Source organism: Nakamurella flavida, from assembly GCF_030811475.1.
GTDB classification, from domain to species: domain Bacteria; phylum Actinomycetota; class Actinomycetes; order Mycobacteriales; family Nakamurellaceae; genus Nakamurella; species Nakamurella flavida.
On the sequence record NZ_JAUSQV010000001.1, the window covers coordinates 2,765,204 to 2,781,189 of the forward strand.

At 73.8% G+C, this 15,986-nt stretch carries 13 protein-coding genes; 6 read left to right on the forward strand and 7 right to left on the reverse strand.

Annotation, left to right across the window (positions count from 1 at the left end; translation table 11 throughout):
* Positions 1-45 precede the first annotated feature (45 nt).
* The 4 genes from dnaB (at position 46) to galK (ending at position 6,157) form a co-directional block, all read left to right on the forward strand.
* On the forward strand, positions 46-2,562 hold the full coding sequence (gene dnaB / locus J2S58_RS12260) for a replicative DNA helicase (RefSeq protein WP_205256844.1): 2,517 nt from the start codon (positions 46-48) through the stop codon (positions 2,560-2,562).
* Positions 2,563-2,668: 106 nt separating this feature from the next.
* The gene (gene galT / locus J2S58_RS12265; RefSeq protein WP_240188861.1) at positions 2,669-3,859 is read left to right on the forward strand and encodes a galactose-1-phosphate uridylyltransferase; all 1,191 of its coding nucleotides are present in this window, start codon (positions 2,669-2,671) and stop codon (positions 3,857-3,859) included.
* 133 nt (positions 3,860-3,992) lie between these two features.
* Positions 3,993-4,952 carry a UDP-glucose 4-epimerase GalE gene (galE, locus tag J2S58_RS12270; RefSeq protein WP_205256843.1) on the forward strand — a complete coding sequence of 320 codons (960 nt, stop codon included), beginning with the start codon at positions 3,993-3,995 and terminating at the stop codon, positions 4,950-4,952.
* Positions 4,949-6,157 carry a galactokinase gene (gene galK, locus J2S58_RS12275; RefSeq protein WP_205256842.1) on the forward strand — a complete coding sequence of 403 codons (1,209 nt, stop codon included), beginning with the start codon at positions 4,949-4,951 and terminating at the stop codon, positions 6,155-6,157. The genes galE and galK overlap by 4 nt, the downstream gene beginning before the upstream one ends.
* A 23-nt stretch (positions 6,158-6,180) precedes the next feature.
* On the opposite strand, the gene J2S58_RS12280 is transcribed toward galK, so the two are convergent.
* On the reverse strand, positions 6,181-7,623 hold the full coding sequence (locus tag J2S58_RS12280; protein ID WP_205256841.1) for a glycosyltransferase 87 family protein: 1,443 nt from the start codon (positions 7,621-7,623) through the stop codon (positions 6,181-6,183).
* Between the two features lie 160 nt (positions 7,624-7,783).
* Between J2S58_RS12280 and J2S58_RS12285 the strand changes: the two genes are divergently transcribed.
* Positions 7,784-8,449 carry an SIMPL domain-containing protein gene (locus J2S58_RS12285; protein ID WP_205256840.1) on the forward strand — a complete coding sequence of 222 codons (666 nt, stop codon included), beginning with the start codon at positions 7,784-7,786 and terminating at the stop codon, positions 8,447-8,449.
* A gap of 12 nt (positions 8,450-8,461) precedes the next feature.
* Here J2S58_RS12285 and J2S58_RS12290 read toward each other — a convergent pair whose 3' ends face one another.
* The 6 genes from J2S58_RS12290 to J2S58_RS12315 are packed head-to-tail and all read right to left on the reverse strand — an operon-like array spanning position 8,462 to position 14,303.
* Entirely contained in the window at positions 8,462-9,577 is a 1,116-nt protein-coding gene (locus tag J2S58_RS12290; RefSeq protein WP_205256839.1) for a winged helix DNA-binding domain-containing protein, read from the reverse strand.
* Positions 9,574-11,040 carry a YlbE family protein gene (locus J2S58_RS12295; protein ID WP_205256838.1) on the reverse strand — a complete coding sequence of 489 codons (1,467 nt, stop codon included), beginning with the start codon at positions 11,038-11,040 and terminating at the stop codon, positions 9,574-9,576. The genes J2S58_RS12290 and J2S58_RS12295 overlap by 4 nt, the downstream gene beginning before the upstream one ends.
* On the reverse strand, positions 11,037-12,593 hold the full coding sequence (locus J2S58_RS12300; protein WP_205256837.1) for a hypothetical protein: 1,557 nt from the start codon (positions 12,591-12,593) through the stop codon (positions 11,037-11,039). The genes J2S58_RS12295 and J2S58_RS12300 overlap by 4 nt, the downstream gene beginning before the upstream one ends.
* The gene (locus tag J2S58_RS12305) at positions 12,590-13,438 is read right to left on the reverse strand and encodes an oxamate carbamoyltransferase subunit AllH family protein (protein WP_205256836.1); all 849 of its coding nucleotides are present in this window, start codon (positions 13,436-13,438) and stop codon (positions 12,590-12,592) included. The genes J2S58_RS12300 and J2S58_RS12305 overlap by 4 nt, the downstream gene beginning before the upstream one ends.
* A 29-nt stretch (positions 13,439-13,467) precedes the next feature.
* On the reverse strand, positions 13,468-13,977 hold the full coding sequence (locus tag J2S58_RS12310) for an SRPBCC family protein (RefSeq protein ID WP_205256835.1): 510 nt from the start codon (positions 13,975-13,977) through the stop codon (positions 13,468-13,470).
* A 2-nt stretch (positions 13,978-13,979) separates the two neighbouring features.
* A complete protein-coding gene (locus J2S58_RS12315) occupies positions 13,980-14,303 on the reverse strand; it encodes an ArsR/SmtB family transcription factor (RefSeq protein ID WP_205256834.1) in 324 nt (107 codons plus the stop codon).
* 210 nt (positions 14,304-14,513) lie between these two features.
* Between J2S58_RS12315 and J2S58_RS12320 the strand changes: the two genes are divergently transcribed.
* Complete coding sequence (locus tag J2S58_RS12320; protein ID WP_205256833.1) at positions 14,514-15,929, forward strand: uracil-xanthine permease family protein; 1,416 nt, start codon at positions 14,514-14,516, stop codon at positions 15,927-15,929.
* The last annotated feature ends 57 nt before the right edge of the window (positions 15,930-15,986 follow it).

A 15,986-nucleotide genomic window follows, 5' to 3' on the forward strand; every position in this document is an offset into this window, starting at 1 on the left:
GGGGCGATCGGTCCCCGTCCGGCGACATCAGGAGGCGATACGGCGATGGCGGTGACGGACGACCGGTTCACCAACAGGGCGCCGCGGGCGGACACCCCGCCCCCCACGTTCGACCGCCAGCCGCCGCAGGATCTCCCGGCGGAGCAGTCGGTGCTCGGCGGCATGTTGATGAGCAAGGACGCCATCGCCGACGTCATCGAGGCGCTGCGGTCGATGGACTTCTACAAGCCCGCGCACTCGTTGATCTTCGACGCGATCCTCGACCTGTACAGCCGCGGCGAGCCCGCGGACACCATCACCGTGGCCGCCGAGTTGGAGCGGCACGGCTCGCTGGTGCGGGCGGGCGGCGCGGTGTACCTGCACACGCTGATGGCCACGGTCCCCACCGCCGCCAACGCCGGCTTCTACGCCACGATCGTCGCCGAGAAGGCGATCCTGCGGCGGCTCGTCGAGGCGGGAACCCGCATCGTGCAGCTCGGCTACGGCGGCAACGAGGGCGAGGTCGGCGGCGGCGAGGTCGACCAGATCGTCGACCGCGCGCAGGCCGAGATCTACGAGGTCACCGAGCGGCGCACCACCGAGGACTACACCGTCCTCGAGGAATTGCTGCAGCCGACCATGGACGAGATCGACGCCATCGCCCAGGCGGGCGGCCAGGCGGCCGGGGTGCCGACCGGGTTCGCGGACTTCGACCGGCTGACCAACGGTCTGCACGCCGGTCAGATGATCATCGTGGCCGCCCGGCCGGGTGTCGGGAAGGCCCTGGCCCTGGGCACTCCCGTGCGCACGCCGGCGGGCTGGTCGACGATGGGCGAGCTTGCCGTCGGGGACGAGGTCATCGGCTCGGCCGGGCTCCCGGTACGGGTGGTGGCCGCCACCGGGGTGATGACCGGCCGCCCGTGCTTCGAGGTGGAGTTCGCCGACGGCGAGGTCGTCGTCGCCGACGCCGAGCACCAGTGGCTGACCTGGGACGGCGCCGCCCGCGAGGCCTTCGACGCCGCCGACGGTCGGCGCGATCCGCAGGGTCCGGCCACCGCCGGGCGGGCCGAGGCCGTGGGTCGTTATCCCGACACCCGGTGGTCCTGGTCGGGCGCTCCGGCCGGGCCGGTCGGGCCGGGGCGGTTCGCCGCCCCCGCCGCCCCCCGGGTCCGCACCACGGTCGAGTTGTCCCGCAGCCTGTGGCACGGGGGACATCCCAACCACGGCATCCCCACCTGCCTCCCGCTGGTGGGCACCGCCGTGGCGACGGTGGTCGACCCCTGGGCCCAGGGGTACCTGACCGCGGCGCGCGGAGCGGGCGCCGTGTCCGGGCCCGACGCCGAGGGCCGGCTGACCGTGCGGGTCGCGGCGCGCGACCGCGAGTGGGTGATGAAGGAGCTCGACAGCCGGGGTGTGGACGTCCTGGAGTCCGTCGACCCGGCGCTGTTCCGGATCACCGGTCCGGCCGCGGTCGACGGGGTCCAGGTCGCCGGCGGTGTGTCGCCGGACCTGCTCGGTGCCTCCGCCGAGCAGCGGCTGGCCCTGGTGCAGGGACTGATGGACGCGTCGGGCCGGGTCGATGCCGCCGGTCACTACCGGTTCGCCGCGGCGAACCCCGCCGTGCTGGACGACCTGCGCCTGCTGCTGGCCTCGCTCGGTTGCGTGTCCCGGGTGTGCGCCGGGACGCAGCCGTCCGCGCCGGAGGTGGTGGTGACCACCGCGCTGCCGCTGGCCCGGATGCCGCGTAAGGCGATGTGGGCACGGACCTGGCGTTCCCGGGATCAGGAGAGCCACACGGTGGTGGCCGTGCGCCCCGTCGCGTCGGTGCCGGTGCGCTGCATCCAGGTCGACGCGCCGGACTCGCTGTTCCTCGCGGGTCACTCCCTCGTGCCGACGCACAACTCGACCCTGGCCCTGGACTGGGCCCGCAATGCCGCCGTGCGGCACAAGATGGCGACCGTCATCTTCTCGCTGGAGATGAGCAAGACCGAGATCACCATGCGGCTGCTGTCGGCCGAGGCGGGGATCAAGCTGGGCCAGATGCGCGCGGGCACCATGGGCGAGCAGGACTGGCAGAAGATCGTCCGCAAGATGAGCGAGATCAGCGATGCCCCGCTGTTCATCGACGACTCACCCAACATGACGATGATGGAGATCCGGGCCAAGGCCCGGCGGCTCAAGCAGCGCAACAACCTGCGGCTGATCGTCGTGGACTACCTGCAGCTGATGACCTCGGGCAAGAAGGTGGAGTCGCGGCAGCAGGAGGTCTCCGAGTTCTCCCGCCAGATGAAGCTGTTGGCCAAGGAGCTCGAGGTCCCGGTGATCGCGATCTCCCAGCTGAACCGTGGTCCCGAGCAGCGCACCGACAAGCGCCCGATGCTGTCCGACCTGCGTGAGTCCGGGTCGCTGGAGCAGGACGCCGACATGGTCATCCTCGTCCATCGGCCGGATGCCTGGGAGGCGGACGACCCGCGCGCCGGGGAGGCGGACCTCATCGTGGCCAAACACCGGAACGGCCCCACCACCACGGTGGCGGTCGCTCATCAGCTGCACTACTCGCGGTTCGCGGATCTGGCCAGCTGACCGGCTGACCGTCCGGGGAGAGCGGGCGGACGGTGGATTCTGTGCGAACCTGATCGAATATGTCGGGTTTGCTACTGTGTGCGCGTCCCCGACCAGCAGGAGCCTGATGACGTCGCTCGATCCGCCCTCCGCCGCAGCCGTCGACGAGCCCGGCGGGGCGTCGCCGGTCGGGACACCGCCCACCCGCACGCCGCTGACCCGGATCGCCACCACGATGGCCGACGGCCGCGAGTTGATCTACTTCGACGAGCAGCCCGACCGGGAACGGATCCTGACCGATCCGCGGGATCTGCCGGTCGTCGTGCCGGCGTCGGAGGCGCGGTTCGACGCGCTGGTCGGGGAGTGGGTGGGCATCGCCGGGCATCGGCAGTCCCGCACCTACCACCCGCCGGCGGACATCTGCCCGCTGTGCCCGTCCACGCCGGGCAACCAGAGCGAGATCCCGTCGCCGGACTACGACGTGGTGGTCTTCCAGAACCGCTTCCCGTCCTTCGGCGGGGCGGGCGCCGTCGCGCAGGACGGTGCGCTGTTCGACCTGCGGCCGGGCACCGGCCGCTGCGAGGTGGTGTGCTTCACCGCCGATCACACCGCGACCCTGGCCCACCTCCCGGTCGCCCGGCTGCGCACCGTGATCGACGCGTGGGCCGACCGCACCGCGGCGCTGTCGGCGCAGGGCGGTGTCGCGGTGGTGTTCCCGTTCGAGAACCGCGGGGTGGAGATCGGGGTGACCCTGGCCCACCCGCACGGCCAGATCTACGGCTACCCGTTCGTGACCCCGAAGATCGCGGCCATGCAACGCGCGGCCGCCGCGCATCGCGAGCGAACGGCTGGTGGGGATCTGTTCGCCGATCTGCTGGCCGGTGAGCTCGAGCAGGGGGTCCGGGTCGTCGGGCAGAACGACACCTGGGTGGCGTTCGTGCCGTTCGCCGCCCGCTGGCCCGTCGAGGTGCACCTGTACCCGCGGCGCCCGGTCACCGATCTCACCGAGCTCGAGGAGACCGAGCGGGACGACCTGGCCGCCCTCTACCGGGAGGTCGTCCTGCGGATGGAGGGCCTGTTCGACGACACCCTGCCCACCATCACCGGGGTGTACCAGGGGCCGGTCGGCGCCGGTGGCGACGCGATCCGGCTGCACCTGCAGGTGCTGACCATCCGCCGCGCCGAGGGTCGGTTGAAGTTCCTGGCCGGGTCCGAGTCCGCGATGGGCGCCTTCGTCAACGACCTGTCCCCGGAGGGCACCGCCGCCCGGCTCCGCGACGTACAGCTGCCGACCGAGCCCGTCCCGGCGGAGGGGTGAGCGGTTCCACCCCGACGGCGGCGGTCCCGGCCCGGGCCGTCTCGCTACCCTCCACGGGGCTCGACGGGCCCGGACATCCCGACCGGCGCCGACGGCGGCAGGGCTCACGGCAGTGTTCTCGAGGAGGCAGCTCATGAAGAATCTGGTCGTCGGCGGGGCCGGCTACGTCGGCTCGGTGGTCACCCGGCTGTTGGTGGAACAGGGCCACGAGGTCGTCGTGCTCGACGACTGCTCGACCGGTCACGCCGACTCGGTGCCCGCCGGGGTCGAGCTCGTGCAGGACGACATCGGCACGGCCGGCCGGGTGCTGGCCTCGGGGGACTTCGACGCGGTGCTGCACTTCGCGGCGAAGTCCCTGGTGGGCGAGTCCGTGGTCAAGCCGTCGATGTACTGGCGGACGAACGTGGTGGGTACGCGGGCGCTGCTGGACGCGATCACCGAGCACGGGGTGCCGCGGCTGGTCTTCTCCTCGACCGCCGCCACCTACGGGGAGCCCGAGGTCGTGCCGATCACCGAGGACGCGCCGACCCGGCCCACCAACACCTACGGCGCCACCAAGCTGGCCGTCGACATGATGATCACCAACGAGTGCGCGGCCACCGAGCTCGGCGCGGTCTCCCTGCGGTACTTCAACGTGGCCGGGGCCGCGTTCGGCGCGGGCGAGCGGCACGCCACCGAGACCCACCTGATCCCCATCGCGCTGGACGCGGTGCTGGGCAAGCGGGACAAGCTGGACGTGTTCGGCGACGACTGGCCGACCCCGGACGGCACCTGCGTCCGTGACTACGTGCACGTCGAGGATCTGGCCCGGGCCCACGTGCTGGCCCTGACGGCCGCCGAACCGGGACACCACCTGATCTGCAACCTGGGCAACGGCAACGGGTTCTCGGTCAAGCAGGTGATCGCCACCATCGAGGAGGTCACCGGGCTGCCGCTGCCGCACACGGTCGGCCCGCGTCGCGCCGGTGACCCGGCCCAGCTGGTCGCCTCGGCCGATCGCGCCCGGGAGAAGCTCGGCTGGGTCCCCGAGCACGATCTCGCCCGCATGGTCGCCGACGCCTGGGAGTTCAAGCAGTCCCTCGGGGCGCGATGAGCGCGGCGACCACGCAGGAGGTCGGCCCGGCCGGTGTGACCGCGCTGTTCCGGCGGTCGTACGACCGGGCACCGGAGGGGGTGTTCTCCTCCCCGGGGCGGGTGAACCTGATCGGTGAGCACACCGACTACACCGGCGGGTTGGTCCTGCCGTTCGCGATCGACGCCCGCGCGTACGTCGCAGCCGCGCGGATCGACGAGCCGGTGGTGCGGCTGGTGGCCGGTCAGCGGCCGGGCTCGGTGCGGGAGTTCGCGCTGGCCGATCTGGCCCCCGGGGGGCCGGGCGCCGGGGAGTGGACCGGGTATCTGCTGGGCGCGGTGTGGGCCGCGGCCCGCGCCGGGATCCGGCCCGGTGGGTTGGCGCTGGCCCTGGATTCCGGGGTGCCGTCCGGGGCCGGGTTGTCCTCCTCGGCGGCGTTGGAGTGCGCGACGGTGCTGGCGGTGGCGTCGCTGGCCGGGGTGCAGCTGCCGGTCACCGAGATCGCCCGGCTGGCGTTGCGGGCCGAGAACGACTTCGTCGGGGTGCCGTGCGGGCCGATGGACCAGATGGCCTCGGCCGCTTCCCAGGAAGGGTCGGTGCTGCGGTTCGACACCAGTGACGGGTCGATCGCGCACATCCCGTTCGACCCGGACGCCCGCGGCCTGACCGTGCTGGCCATCGACACGCGGGTGTCGCACTCCCTGGGCGACGGGGAGTACGCCCGGCGTCGCGCGTCGGTGGAACGGGCTGCGGAGATCCTGGGTCTGCGGTGGTTGCGGGACCTGCCCTCGCCGGATCTGGACGCCGCGCTCGTCGTCCTCGGCGGCCAGGACGGTCACGACGGCGGGGATGGGGATGTCCTGGCCCGGCGGACCCGGCACGTGGTCACCGAGAACGCCCGGGTCGAGGCCACCGTGGAGCTGTTGGAGTCCGGGGACATCGCCGGGATCGGGCCGCTGCTCACCGCCTCGCACGTCTCGCTGCGCGACGACTTCGCGGTGTCCTCGGTGGAGCTCGACGTGGCCGTGGACGCCGCGCTGGCCGCCGGCGCGCTGGGTGCCCGGATGGTCGGCGGCGGTTTCGGCGGTTCGGCCCTGGCCTTGGTCGAGGCCGACCACGCCGACCGGGTGCGCGACGCGGTGCTGGCCGCGTTCGGCGCTCACGGGTTCACCGCCCCGGTCATCCGCGCCGTGCTCCCCGCCCAGGGCGCCCGCGTCGAGAGCTGACCGAACGAATCGACCACCCGGGGTCAGGCGGCGACGGCCGGGTCCGTGCAGGCCGTCGCGGCCTCCTGCCGACCCAGCCGTTCCACCAGCACCGCCACGGTGATGGCCCCGGCAGCGAGCATGCCCAGCGACAACACCCCCAGCGGCACGACCGTGCTGCCCAGCAGGAACGGCGCATAGCTGCCGAGCGAGGCGACGGTCACCAGGACCGCGGCGGTGATCATCCACCCCGTCCGGCGGCCAACCGTGAACGCCGCGACGATGCTGAGCACATCGGCCAGGTAGAAGTACCGCTCGTGCATCTCGGGCAGCAGGAACGGCACCGCGATGACGATGGCCGTGCTGAGCAGGAGCATGCCGGCCAGGTCGATCCGCGCCCGGCGCACCCACGCCAGCAGGCCCAGGCCGGCGGCGAGGAGAGCCGCCGCGGCGAGCCCGAGGTACTTCTCGGCGCTGGAGGAGCCCAGCCACTGGAAGACGGTGGGCGCGTTCTTGCTCAGCCCGCCCGTCCCGGAGGCGGTGGTGGTCCCGCCACCGCCGAACCCGCCCGTGCCCCCGGGGTTCCGGGCGCCGCCGCCGGTCGGCGGGGTCCCGGTGTTGCCGGTGCCCGTGCCGCCCGTCCCAGCTCCGCCGGTCAGTGGGCCGGTGCCGCCGGTGCCCATGCCGCCGGAACGCATGCCCCCGGCCGTCCCCGCCCCGCCCGTGCCGCCCCCGCTGATCTGCGTGGGGTAGACCGACAGCAGGCTGCTCCATCCCCGCCCGGCCAGCCACGCCGGGACGAGCAGCGCCGCGAAGGTGACGACGGAGGCGGCCAGGGCATAGACCTTCTGTCGGGTCAGGATGAGCACCATGCCCAGGGCCGGCAGGAAGAACACGGCCTGCAGCTTGAACGAGAAGGCCACTCCGAACAGGACCGCCGCCCACCACGGCCGGCCTCGCAGGGCCAGATACAGGCTGCCCAGGCAGAACGAGGCGTAGATCGCGTCGCACTGGCCCCAGACGGCGGAGTTCACCACGACGGTCGGGGCGAACATCACCACGGTGAAGGCGGCCACCGGCCACCAGCTGCGGGGTCGGACCAGACCGACCAGCAGGCCCGCGAAGGCGGCGAGCAGCACGTCGAACAACCCGGACAGCAGCTTGATGGCGATCAGATCGGGGAGACCCAGGCGGCTGACCAGGCTCAGCAGATACAGATAGGGCGGGTTGTAGTTCGCGTACTCCCCGGTCAGCGCGGCGAACCCGCCGGTGGACACCCGGGCGTACCAGGGGCGGACGAACACCGTCAGGTCGCTGTTGACCTGATCCCGGAACAGCCACCGCAGTCCGAACGCGGCCACCAGGACGACGGCCACCGCCGCCAGGACGGCCACCCGCCGTGGGCCGCGGCGACCCGGGGCGGCTGGTCGTCCGGGCGGTGCAGGGGTGGCGTTGGCGTGATCGGTCGGCAGGGCGTGGGCAGGCACGGGCGGGACTCCTCGGTCGGATGCCGTCGGTCCGCCCGCGGCGGGCGCCGGGGGGACGAACGGACCGACCGTGCCGCGCGAAGCTGTGTCGCGGCCCAGAGCCGGCTCTGCTCCCGCTGATCGCCGACCCTCGACGGTGCCCACCGGGCACACTGACCCGATGAGCACACCGGGAGCGGGCAGCGCAGGGCACATTGCCGAGGGCATCACCATGACCGGGACCGGCGAGGCGGCCACCCCCGTCGACCAGGTGCGGGTGAACCTGAGTGTGGACGTCGTGCGCCCGGACGCCGGGGAGGCCTTCCGGTCGGCCTCGCTGTCCGTCCGCAGCCTGCTGCAGGTGCTGTCCGACGGCGGTGTCGATTCCCGGTCCGTGCGGACCCAGGACCTCACCCTCGGTCCGCGCAAGGACTACCGGAACGGGCAGGAGGTCATCCTGGGGTACTCCGCCGGCCAGCGGATCGTCGTGGTGCTGCAGAGCCTGCACGGCATCGAGCAGTTGCTCACCGACGTCGCCACACGTTCCGGCGAGGGGGTCGGCATCGAGGGGATCGCGCTGATCGCGGGGGACCCGGGACCCGCGGCCCAACTGGCCCGCGAGCAGGCGTTCGCCGATGCCCGCACCAAGGCCGAGCAGTTCGCCGTCCTCGCGGGTCGCTCCCTGGGGCGCGTCCTGGTCGTCCACGAGGGTGCGTCCGGCGGTCCCCGAGGCGACCGGGCCATTCCCCTGGCTTTCCGGGCCTCCGCGTCCCCCATGCCGGTGGCCACCGGCGACACGTCCGTCACCGCGAGCGTCACCGTGACCTGGGCGTTCGAGCCGGTCTGATCCTGCCGCGGCTCAGTCGATCTCGACGACGTGCACCGAGCCCGGTGTGGAGAACGCGAGGACGGCCGACGCCTCCCGTTCCACCGCGGCCCGCTCGGTGCCGGTCCAGGGGTGCAGCGCCTCCACCGCCACGGTCTCCGTGCCCCGGGCGGTCCGGAAGCGCCACAGCCCGGCGACGAATCCGTCGATCAGCACGGCGCCCGGCGCATCCCGGCCGAAGGCGGCACGGTCGGCATCGGCGATCACCCGCGTGCGGTCGGCATGGGCCAGCACGGTGTTGTCATACCCGGGCAGCAGACGCACCGGAGCCGGGTGGTCCGGGTCGGGCCGGAGCCCGTCGGGTACGTCCCACAGCTGTCGGCCGCGGTCGTCGGTGAACGGCGTGAGGTCCGGCATGGCGGCGAGCACGCGGGCCGTACCGGACACGCCGGTGAAGGTGGTGACGTCCGCGGCGGTGGCCGGGCCGAAGGCGGCCAGGTACCGCCGCACCAGCGCGATCGGATCCGGATCGGTGCCGTCCGGCAGGCCCGTCCAGTCCGCGGCCGGGACGTGGGCCACCGGCCCCGTGACGCGCCACAGACCCCGGGGCGGGATCTGCACCAGGGGCACCCCGCTGCGCACGGCCATGGCCAGCGGGTGTCCGGCCCGGCCGAAGACCGGGGCCAGCTCCTCGCCCAGTTGCTGCCAGGTCCGCGGCCGCTCGGCGCAGAGCGCCCGGCCGGCCGCGGCCACGGCGGCGAGGTCGAGACCGTCGAGGTCGGCGCGCCAGTTTTTCAGTTCGCGGGTGAGCGCGGGCTGCACCACCGGCCGCAGCGTCGCGGCGTCCGCCGCGCCGATGAGGTGGATGGTCGACCGCATGACGACCATCCGGACCAGCTGTCGGCCGGCGATCAGGGTGTCGACGGATCGGTCCGGTTCCGGCCCGCCACTCGCCCGCAGGGCCTCCCGCCGGGCGAACAGGCCCAGGTGCGGGTGGTCGGGCAGTTGCGCCTGCAGTCCCACGCAGTGCTCGACGGCCTGTGGCACGGTCAGTCCGGAAGGGCCGGCCCCGGGCAGCAGCAGTTGCCGGGCCAGCAGCGCCCGGTTCAGCGCCCGCCGGTCGAGCAGCGGCCCCCGCCGGTCGGTCACGCCCCGGGCGTCCCGGGCACCGGGGGCACGAGCTCGGCCAGGGCCAGCACGGCCGCGGTGAAGCACTGCATCGGCGGCGTGACGAGGCCGGCGCCCACCTGGCCGGTGCCGGCCACCCGGCCGGCCATCCCGGTGTTGATCTGCGGCAGGATGCCCGTCCGCAGCACCCGGGTGACGTCGATGCCGGTGGGGGAGCCGCGGAACTCCAGGATCGGCAGGGCGAAGGCCGGGTTCTCGGTCTCGGTGATCTCGTACATCCGGGCCGTGGTGGCCAGGGCGTCCGGCACGCTGCCACCGACGAGTCGGACGATGGCCGGCGCCCCGGCCATCACCATGCCGCCGATGCCCATGGTCTCGGTGATGGCCGAGTCGCCGATGTCGGGGTTGGCGTCGTCCGGTCCGAAGCCGGCCAGGAACAGGCCCTGCGGGTACCGGGCGGGACCGGTGAACCAGCGGTCGCCGGTCCCCGAGACGCGGATGCCGAAGTCGGTGCCGTTGCGGCACATCGCGGTGACCACGGTCGCCCCCGGGACCCCGGCTGCCGCGTCACCCATGAGCTTGCCGCACGGCATGACCAGGTTGAGGAAGAAGTGGTCGTTGGCGCCGAGAAAGGCGGCGATCTCCGCGATGTCGTCGGCGAGCAGGCCGGAGGTGACGAGCCCGGGCAGGATCTGCCGGAGGAACATCAGCGTGCCGGCGCGGTTGCGGTTGTGGCCCTCGTCGCCCATCTGCACCATCTGGCCGACGATGGCGGTGATGTCGACGGGGCCGGTGGTCCGGACGGCCGCGGCCAGGGCGGGACCGAGCACCCGGGACATCCACCGCAGCCGCTCGATCACCTCGGGCGCGTAGGCGCCATAACGCAGCACCTTGCCCAACCCCTCGTTGAGCGAGCAGTACGCCTCCGCACCGGACTCCGGGTCGACGAGCCGGAACACCCACATCGACGGGGACACCACCCCGGCCATCGGGCCGACGGTGTGGTGGTCATGGCACGGGGACAGCGAGATCCCCTCACCGGCAGCCAGTTTCGCCTCGGCCTCGTCGGCGTCGCCGGCGAGCCCTTCGAGCAGCATGGCCCCGATCAGGGCGCCGCGCATCGGCCCGGACGCGCGTGCCCAGGTGATGGGCGGCCCGGCGTGCAGGAACTCACCGGGGCGCAGCCCGAGCGCCTGTCCGGCCGGGAGGACGTCGACGAGCTGAGCGCGCACCGCGGTCATCCGGCGGGCCGCCTCGGCGGTGGCCGCGGCGCGGCGTGGGTCGGCCAGCACGGTGGCCAGCGCGGCCAGCACGGCGTCCGCATCGCCGGCGCCGCCGGCCAGGTCGTCGGGATCGACCGTGGGGGGACGGAAGTCGACCGCGGTCACCTCGACGGCCTGGTCGCGCAACGCCTGGGCCAGCAGGTCGATGCCGGCGGTGATGACCGACGGGCCCGGGGACAGCAGGTCGCGCGGGCTGGTCATGGTGCCTCCGAGGGGGTGCCGGCAGGGGTGGGCGCCGCGAGCAGGCCGGCGGCGTACCGGGCGGCCTCGGCGTTGGACACGAACACGGCGGCCCCGGCCTCGAGCAGGGCGGACGCCTGGGCGCCCCGGTCCTGCGGATCGCCGCCCGTTCCGCACAGCGAGACGACCACGGTCAGCGGGTGTGTCGCATCCCGGGCGGTGACGGCGGTCCGCAGGGCGGGGGCCAGGCTCCCGGCCGGGTCGGGATCGGCGCCGTGACCGAGCACGACGTCCACCAGCAGCACGCCGACGGCGGGATCGGCACCGGCCGCGGCGATCTGACCGAGCCGCACGGACGGGTCGATCATCGGATGGGGCCGCCCCGCCGTGAAGGCGTCGTCGCCCAGGTCGAGCACGACGTGACCGAGTCCGGCCAGGTCGGGCACGCGGCCGGCCCCGGCGCCGACGGGCAGGGCGAGTGCGGGGCGCAACGGGATGTTGGAACGGATGTCGCCCAGCACGGGTCCGGTGACGAGCATGGCCTCGTCGGCCAGGGTGCCGCCGGCGAACAGGCCCCGCAGGACACCGCGGACCGATCCGGGCGTGGGTGCGCCGTCGGGGATCCAACGCGGCCAGTCCGGCACCGAGACGCCCACGGCGGCACAGACCTGCTCGGCGGCGGTGGTGAGGTCGCCGCCCTCGCCGAGCAGCACGGTGCTCACCGGGGTCCGGGCGGAACGGGCGGCGGCCCGGACGGTGTCGGCGACGGCCGGGTGCGGCGGCTTGGACAACACGACGACGTGGCCGGTGGCGGGATCGGCGTCCAGCAGGGCCAGTGCGGCCAGGGTGCTGCGCCCGCCGACCTCCCGGGACAGATCGCGGCCACCCACCCCGAGCACGTGCGAGACGGCGACCCCGGCCTCGTCGAGCAGGCTGCTCAGCTGCTGCGCCCCGGTGCCGGACGCAGCCACCAGGCCCACGGCCGTGCCGCCGGATCCCGGGGCGCGCAGCACGTTGGCGAAGCCCAGGCCGACGCCGCCGATCACGGCCGTGCCGCAGTCCGGTCCCATCACCAGCACCCCGGCGCGGGCACCGGCGTCCTTGAGGGCGATCTCGTCGGAGAGCGGGACGTTGTCGGAGAAGATCATCACGTGCCGGCCGGCCGCGATGGCGTCCATCGCCTCCCCGGTCACCGCCGCTCCGGGTACCGAGAGCAGCACGATCGCGGCGTCCGGGGCCTCCCGGGTGGCGGCCCGCACCGTGCGCGGCGCCGGGGTGGCACCCACGCCGCGGGCACCCACGGACGCGCGGTCGGCGGCGGCCAGCGCGTCCTGCAGAGCGGCCAGGCCGGCCCGCACGGCGTCGTCGTCACCGCGGACGGCGACCAAGAGATCGTCCGGGCCGGCCGGGGGTACCGAGAACCCCTGCTGGACGGCCAGTTCGACGTTCAGCGGGGTGGCCATGGCCACCTGCGCCGCCGTGACCCCGGGGGTGTCGGCCACGGCCCGGGAGATCCGCAGCAGGGTCACCGAGTCGTGGTAGACGCCCCGCCGCAGGGTGATGTGGTCGGTCATCGGCCGTCCTTCCCGTCCTGTGGGGGGCAGTCCTGTGGGGGGCAGAGCCGGCCGGGGGTCGGCGGCCGTTCCGGCGATCCTGACAGGCCGACGACCAGACCGGCCAGCAGGTCGGCCCCACTGGTGTGGCCGATGTCGAGGAGGGCGGCGACGGCATCGTGGAGTCGGGGACCGGACGCGGCCCGCACGGCGGCGACCACGGCGAGCACGGCGTCCCCCGCGTGCCCGCGGGCGGCCTGGTGCAGCAGGTCCGCCGACAGGGCGGTGGTCCGTGCCGGGGCGAGTGCTCCGACCACCGCGCCGATCCGCTCGGCCTCCAGGGTCCGGCCCGTCGCCCACAGCCCGCAGAGCAGCCCGGCCAGCAGGTCGTCGCCCGCGGGGGTGAGTCCGGGGCCGAGGCCGAGCAGCTCCAGGACGGCCGGCGCCGGGTCGGCCTCGTCCAGCACCCGGCGGACCCCGGCCGGTCCGCCCGCCCCCGGCGGCCGTCGGGTGGAGATGCGGGCGAGCAGCGCCACCGCGTCGGGGTCCACCGGTCCCGGGGGGACCCGGCTGGGCACCGCGCGGGCCGCGCGCAGGGACATCCCGGGCAGCGTGACCCGACCCTCGCCGACACTCACCGGCACACCGGGCACCGCGTGGGCGAACATCGCCGGCACGGCGGCCACGGGCACCCGGATCCCGTGGGGGGTGCCGGAGGCCCCGGGCGCCAGCAGGGTCAGCACCTGGCCGGACGGCTCCGGGTGGTCGTCGAGCACCAGCACCACCGCCCGGGACAGCCGGGTCAGCACCCGGCCGACCCGCGGGGGCCCGGCGATCAGGTCGGCCACCGCCGCGGGGACGGCCACCGGTACGGGCTGCGGGGGGTGGCCCTCGGTCACCCGGCGGCCGGCGTCCGGTCCGCGGCGTCGGCCCGGCCGGCCGTCCACCCGGCGAAGCGGGCCAGCACCCCGTTCCATCCCCCGTCGCCCGCGCTGATCTCGTCGGACAGGGAGCGGCCATCGGTCAGCCGCTCCAGCAGGCGGTGCTCCAGGGTGACCGTGGTCTGCTCCGGGGCGTCCTGGGTGAAGCGGATCTCGACCTCGCTGGCCCGGTCCGGGTCGTACGTCCACCGCCCGTCGATCTGCCAGGTCAGCACCAGACGACCCGGCGGTTCCCAGACCAGCACGTGGCCCCAGTCGCACTCGGCGCCGTCGGTTCCGACCTCGTACCACCGCCCGCCCACCCGCGGCTCGATCACCAGGTCCGCCATCTCGGACTCGCCGATGTGGTGGCTCGCAGGCCACCAGCGGGCCATCGACCCGGTGAAGAGAGCGAACGCGCGGTCGGCCGGGAGGGCGACGGTCGCCGTCCCGTGCAGGGCGGGCAGGGTCTCGGGTGCGGTCATGGCTACTCCTGGGGTGGGAGGTCGGCGGCGTCGGCCACCTTCTGGAACCCGGTCAGCGCGTCGGTCCAGACGCGGTCGAGATAAGCGCGCAGGGCGTCGATCCCGGCCGGGTCGATGCGGTACACACGGCGGTTCCCGTCCGGGGTGACGCTGACCAGGCCGCCCGCGCGCAGCGCGGAGAGATGCTGGGACACGGCCTGTCGGGTGATGGGCAGCAGATCGGCGAGCTCGCCGACCGAGGACGGCCGGTGGGCCAGCAACTCGAAGACGGCCCGGCGGCTGGGATCACCGAGCAGCCCGAGCGGGGAGTCGGCCGGTGACGTCATCTGTGAAAGCCTAGGCTTGCATTCGACTGCTGCCAAGACCTGGTCCCGACGACCGCCCCGTGTTTCGGCCCGGTGACGACCGGCGCCGGTGCCCATGTCGCACGGGCCGGGAGCCCGGGATCCTGCTAGGACTACCCGGTGCGGGCCGGACCACCGGCCCAGCCATGCGGCGGCCGCCCCCGGTCGCCGACGGCGGAGGGAACGGGCGCGATGGCGGGTTGGAAGTTGGTCGGCGGCGACAAGGGTCTGGAACCCGGGGCGGTGGTCCGTCCCGACGAGCGGCTGGCCTGGCCCAAGACCATCGGCATCGGTGCCCAGCACGTGGTCGCCATGTTCGGGGCGACGTTCGTCTTCCCGCTGCTCATGGGGCTCGACGCGAACCTGGCGATCATGATGTCCGGGGTCTGCACGATCCTGTTCCTGCTCATCGTCAAGGGGAAGATCCCGTCCTACCTGGGCACCTCGGCGTCCTTCGTGGGAGCGGTGGCGGCGATCCGCGCGTCCGGCGGCACCTCGGCCGGCGTCACCGGGGCGATCCTGGTCGCCGGTGTGGTGCTGGCCCTGGTCGGTCTGCTGGTGCATTTCGTCGGGGCGACCGCGCTGCGCACGGTGCTCCCGCCGGTGGTCAGCGGGGCCGTCGTCATGCTCATCGGGTTCAACCTGGCACCGGTGGTGGGCGGGACGTACTGGCCGCAGGACCCGGGCGTGGCCATCCTGACCATGCTGTTCACCATCGTCGCCGCGGTCGGCTTCCGCGGCTTCTTCTCGCGCATCGCCATCTTCCTGGCGCTGATCTTCGGCTACGTGCTGAGTTGGGTCCTGGACCGCACGGCCGGGCAGATCGTCTTCCCGACCGGCGCCGGCGACACCGCCCCGCACTTCCGGGTCGACCTCGACGGGGTGGCCGGTGCCGACTGGTTCGGTCTGCCGACCTTCTCCGCCCCGGAGTTCCACCTCAACTTCATCCTGCTCGCCCTGCCCGGGGTGATCGCGTTGATCGCGGAGAACACCGGCCACGTCCGTGCTGTCGCGGAGATGACCGGTGACGACCTGGACCCGTACATGGGTCGGGCGCTGTTCGGCGACGGCTTCGGCACCGCCCTGGCCTCGGCCGTCGGCGGCTCGCCGACCACCACCTACGCGGAGAACATCGGCGTCATGGCCGCGACCCGGGTCTACTCCACGGCGGCCTACTACGTGGCGGCGGCGGTGGCCATCCTGCTCGGCCTGGTGCCCAAGTTCGGCGCCATCGTCAACGCGACCCCGGGTGGGGTGCTGGGCGGTATCACCGTGGTGCTCTACGGGATGATCGGCCTGCTGGGCGCCAAGATCTGGCGGGAGAACGGCGTCGACTTCGGCAATCCGATCAACCTGGTGCCCATCGCCGCCGGCATCATCATCGGCGTCGGCAACGTGACCTGGCAGATCGGCTCGGAGTTCTCGCTGTCCGGCATCGCCCTGGGTTCGATCGTGGCCATCGGCGGCTACCACCTGGCCCGGGTCATCGCCCCGAAGAACCTGAGGGAGCCGTTGTCCGACGGGCGGGTCTACGAGGGGGGCACGGCCCTGTCCGCGGGGTCGGTGCGCGATCCGGCCACCGACGGGACCCGCGAGGACCAGCGCTGAGCGTTCCCCCGCCCGCCGAGGACGGCGGGCGGGGGAAGCCGTACCCGGGTGGCGCCC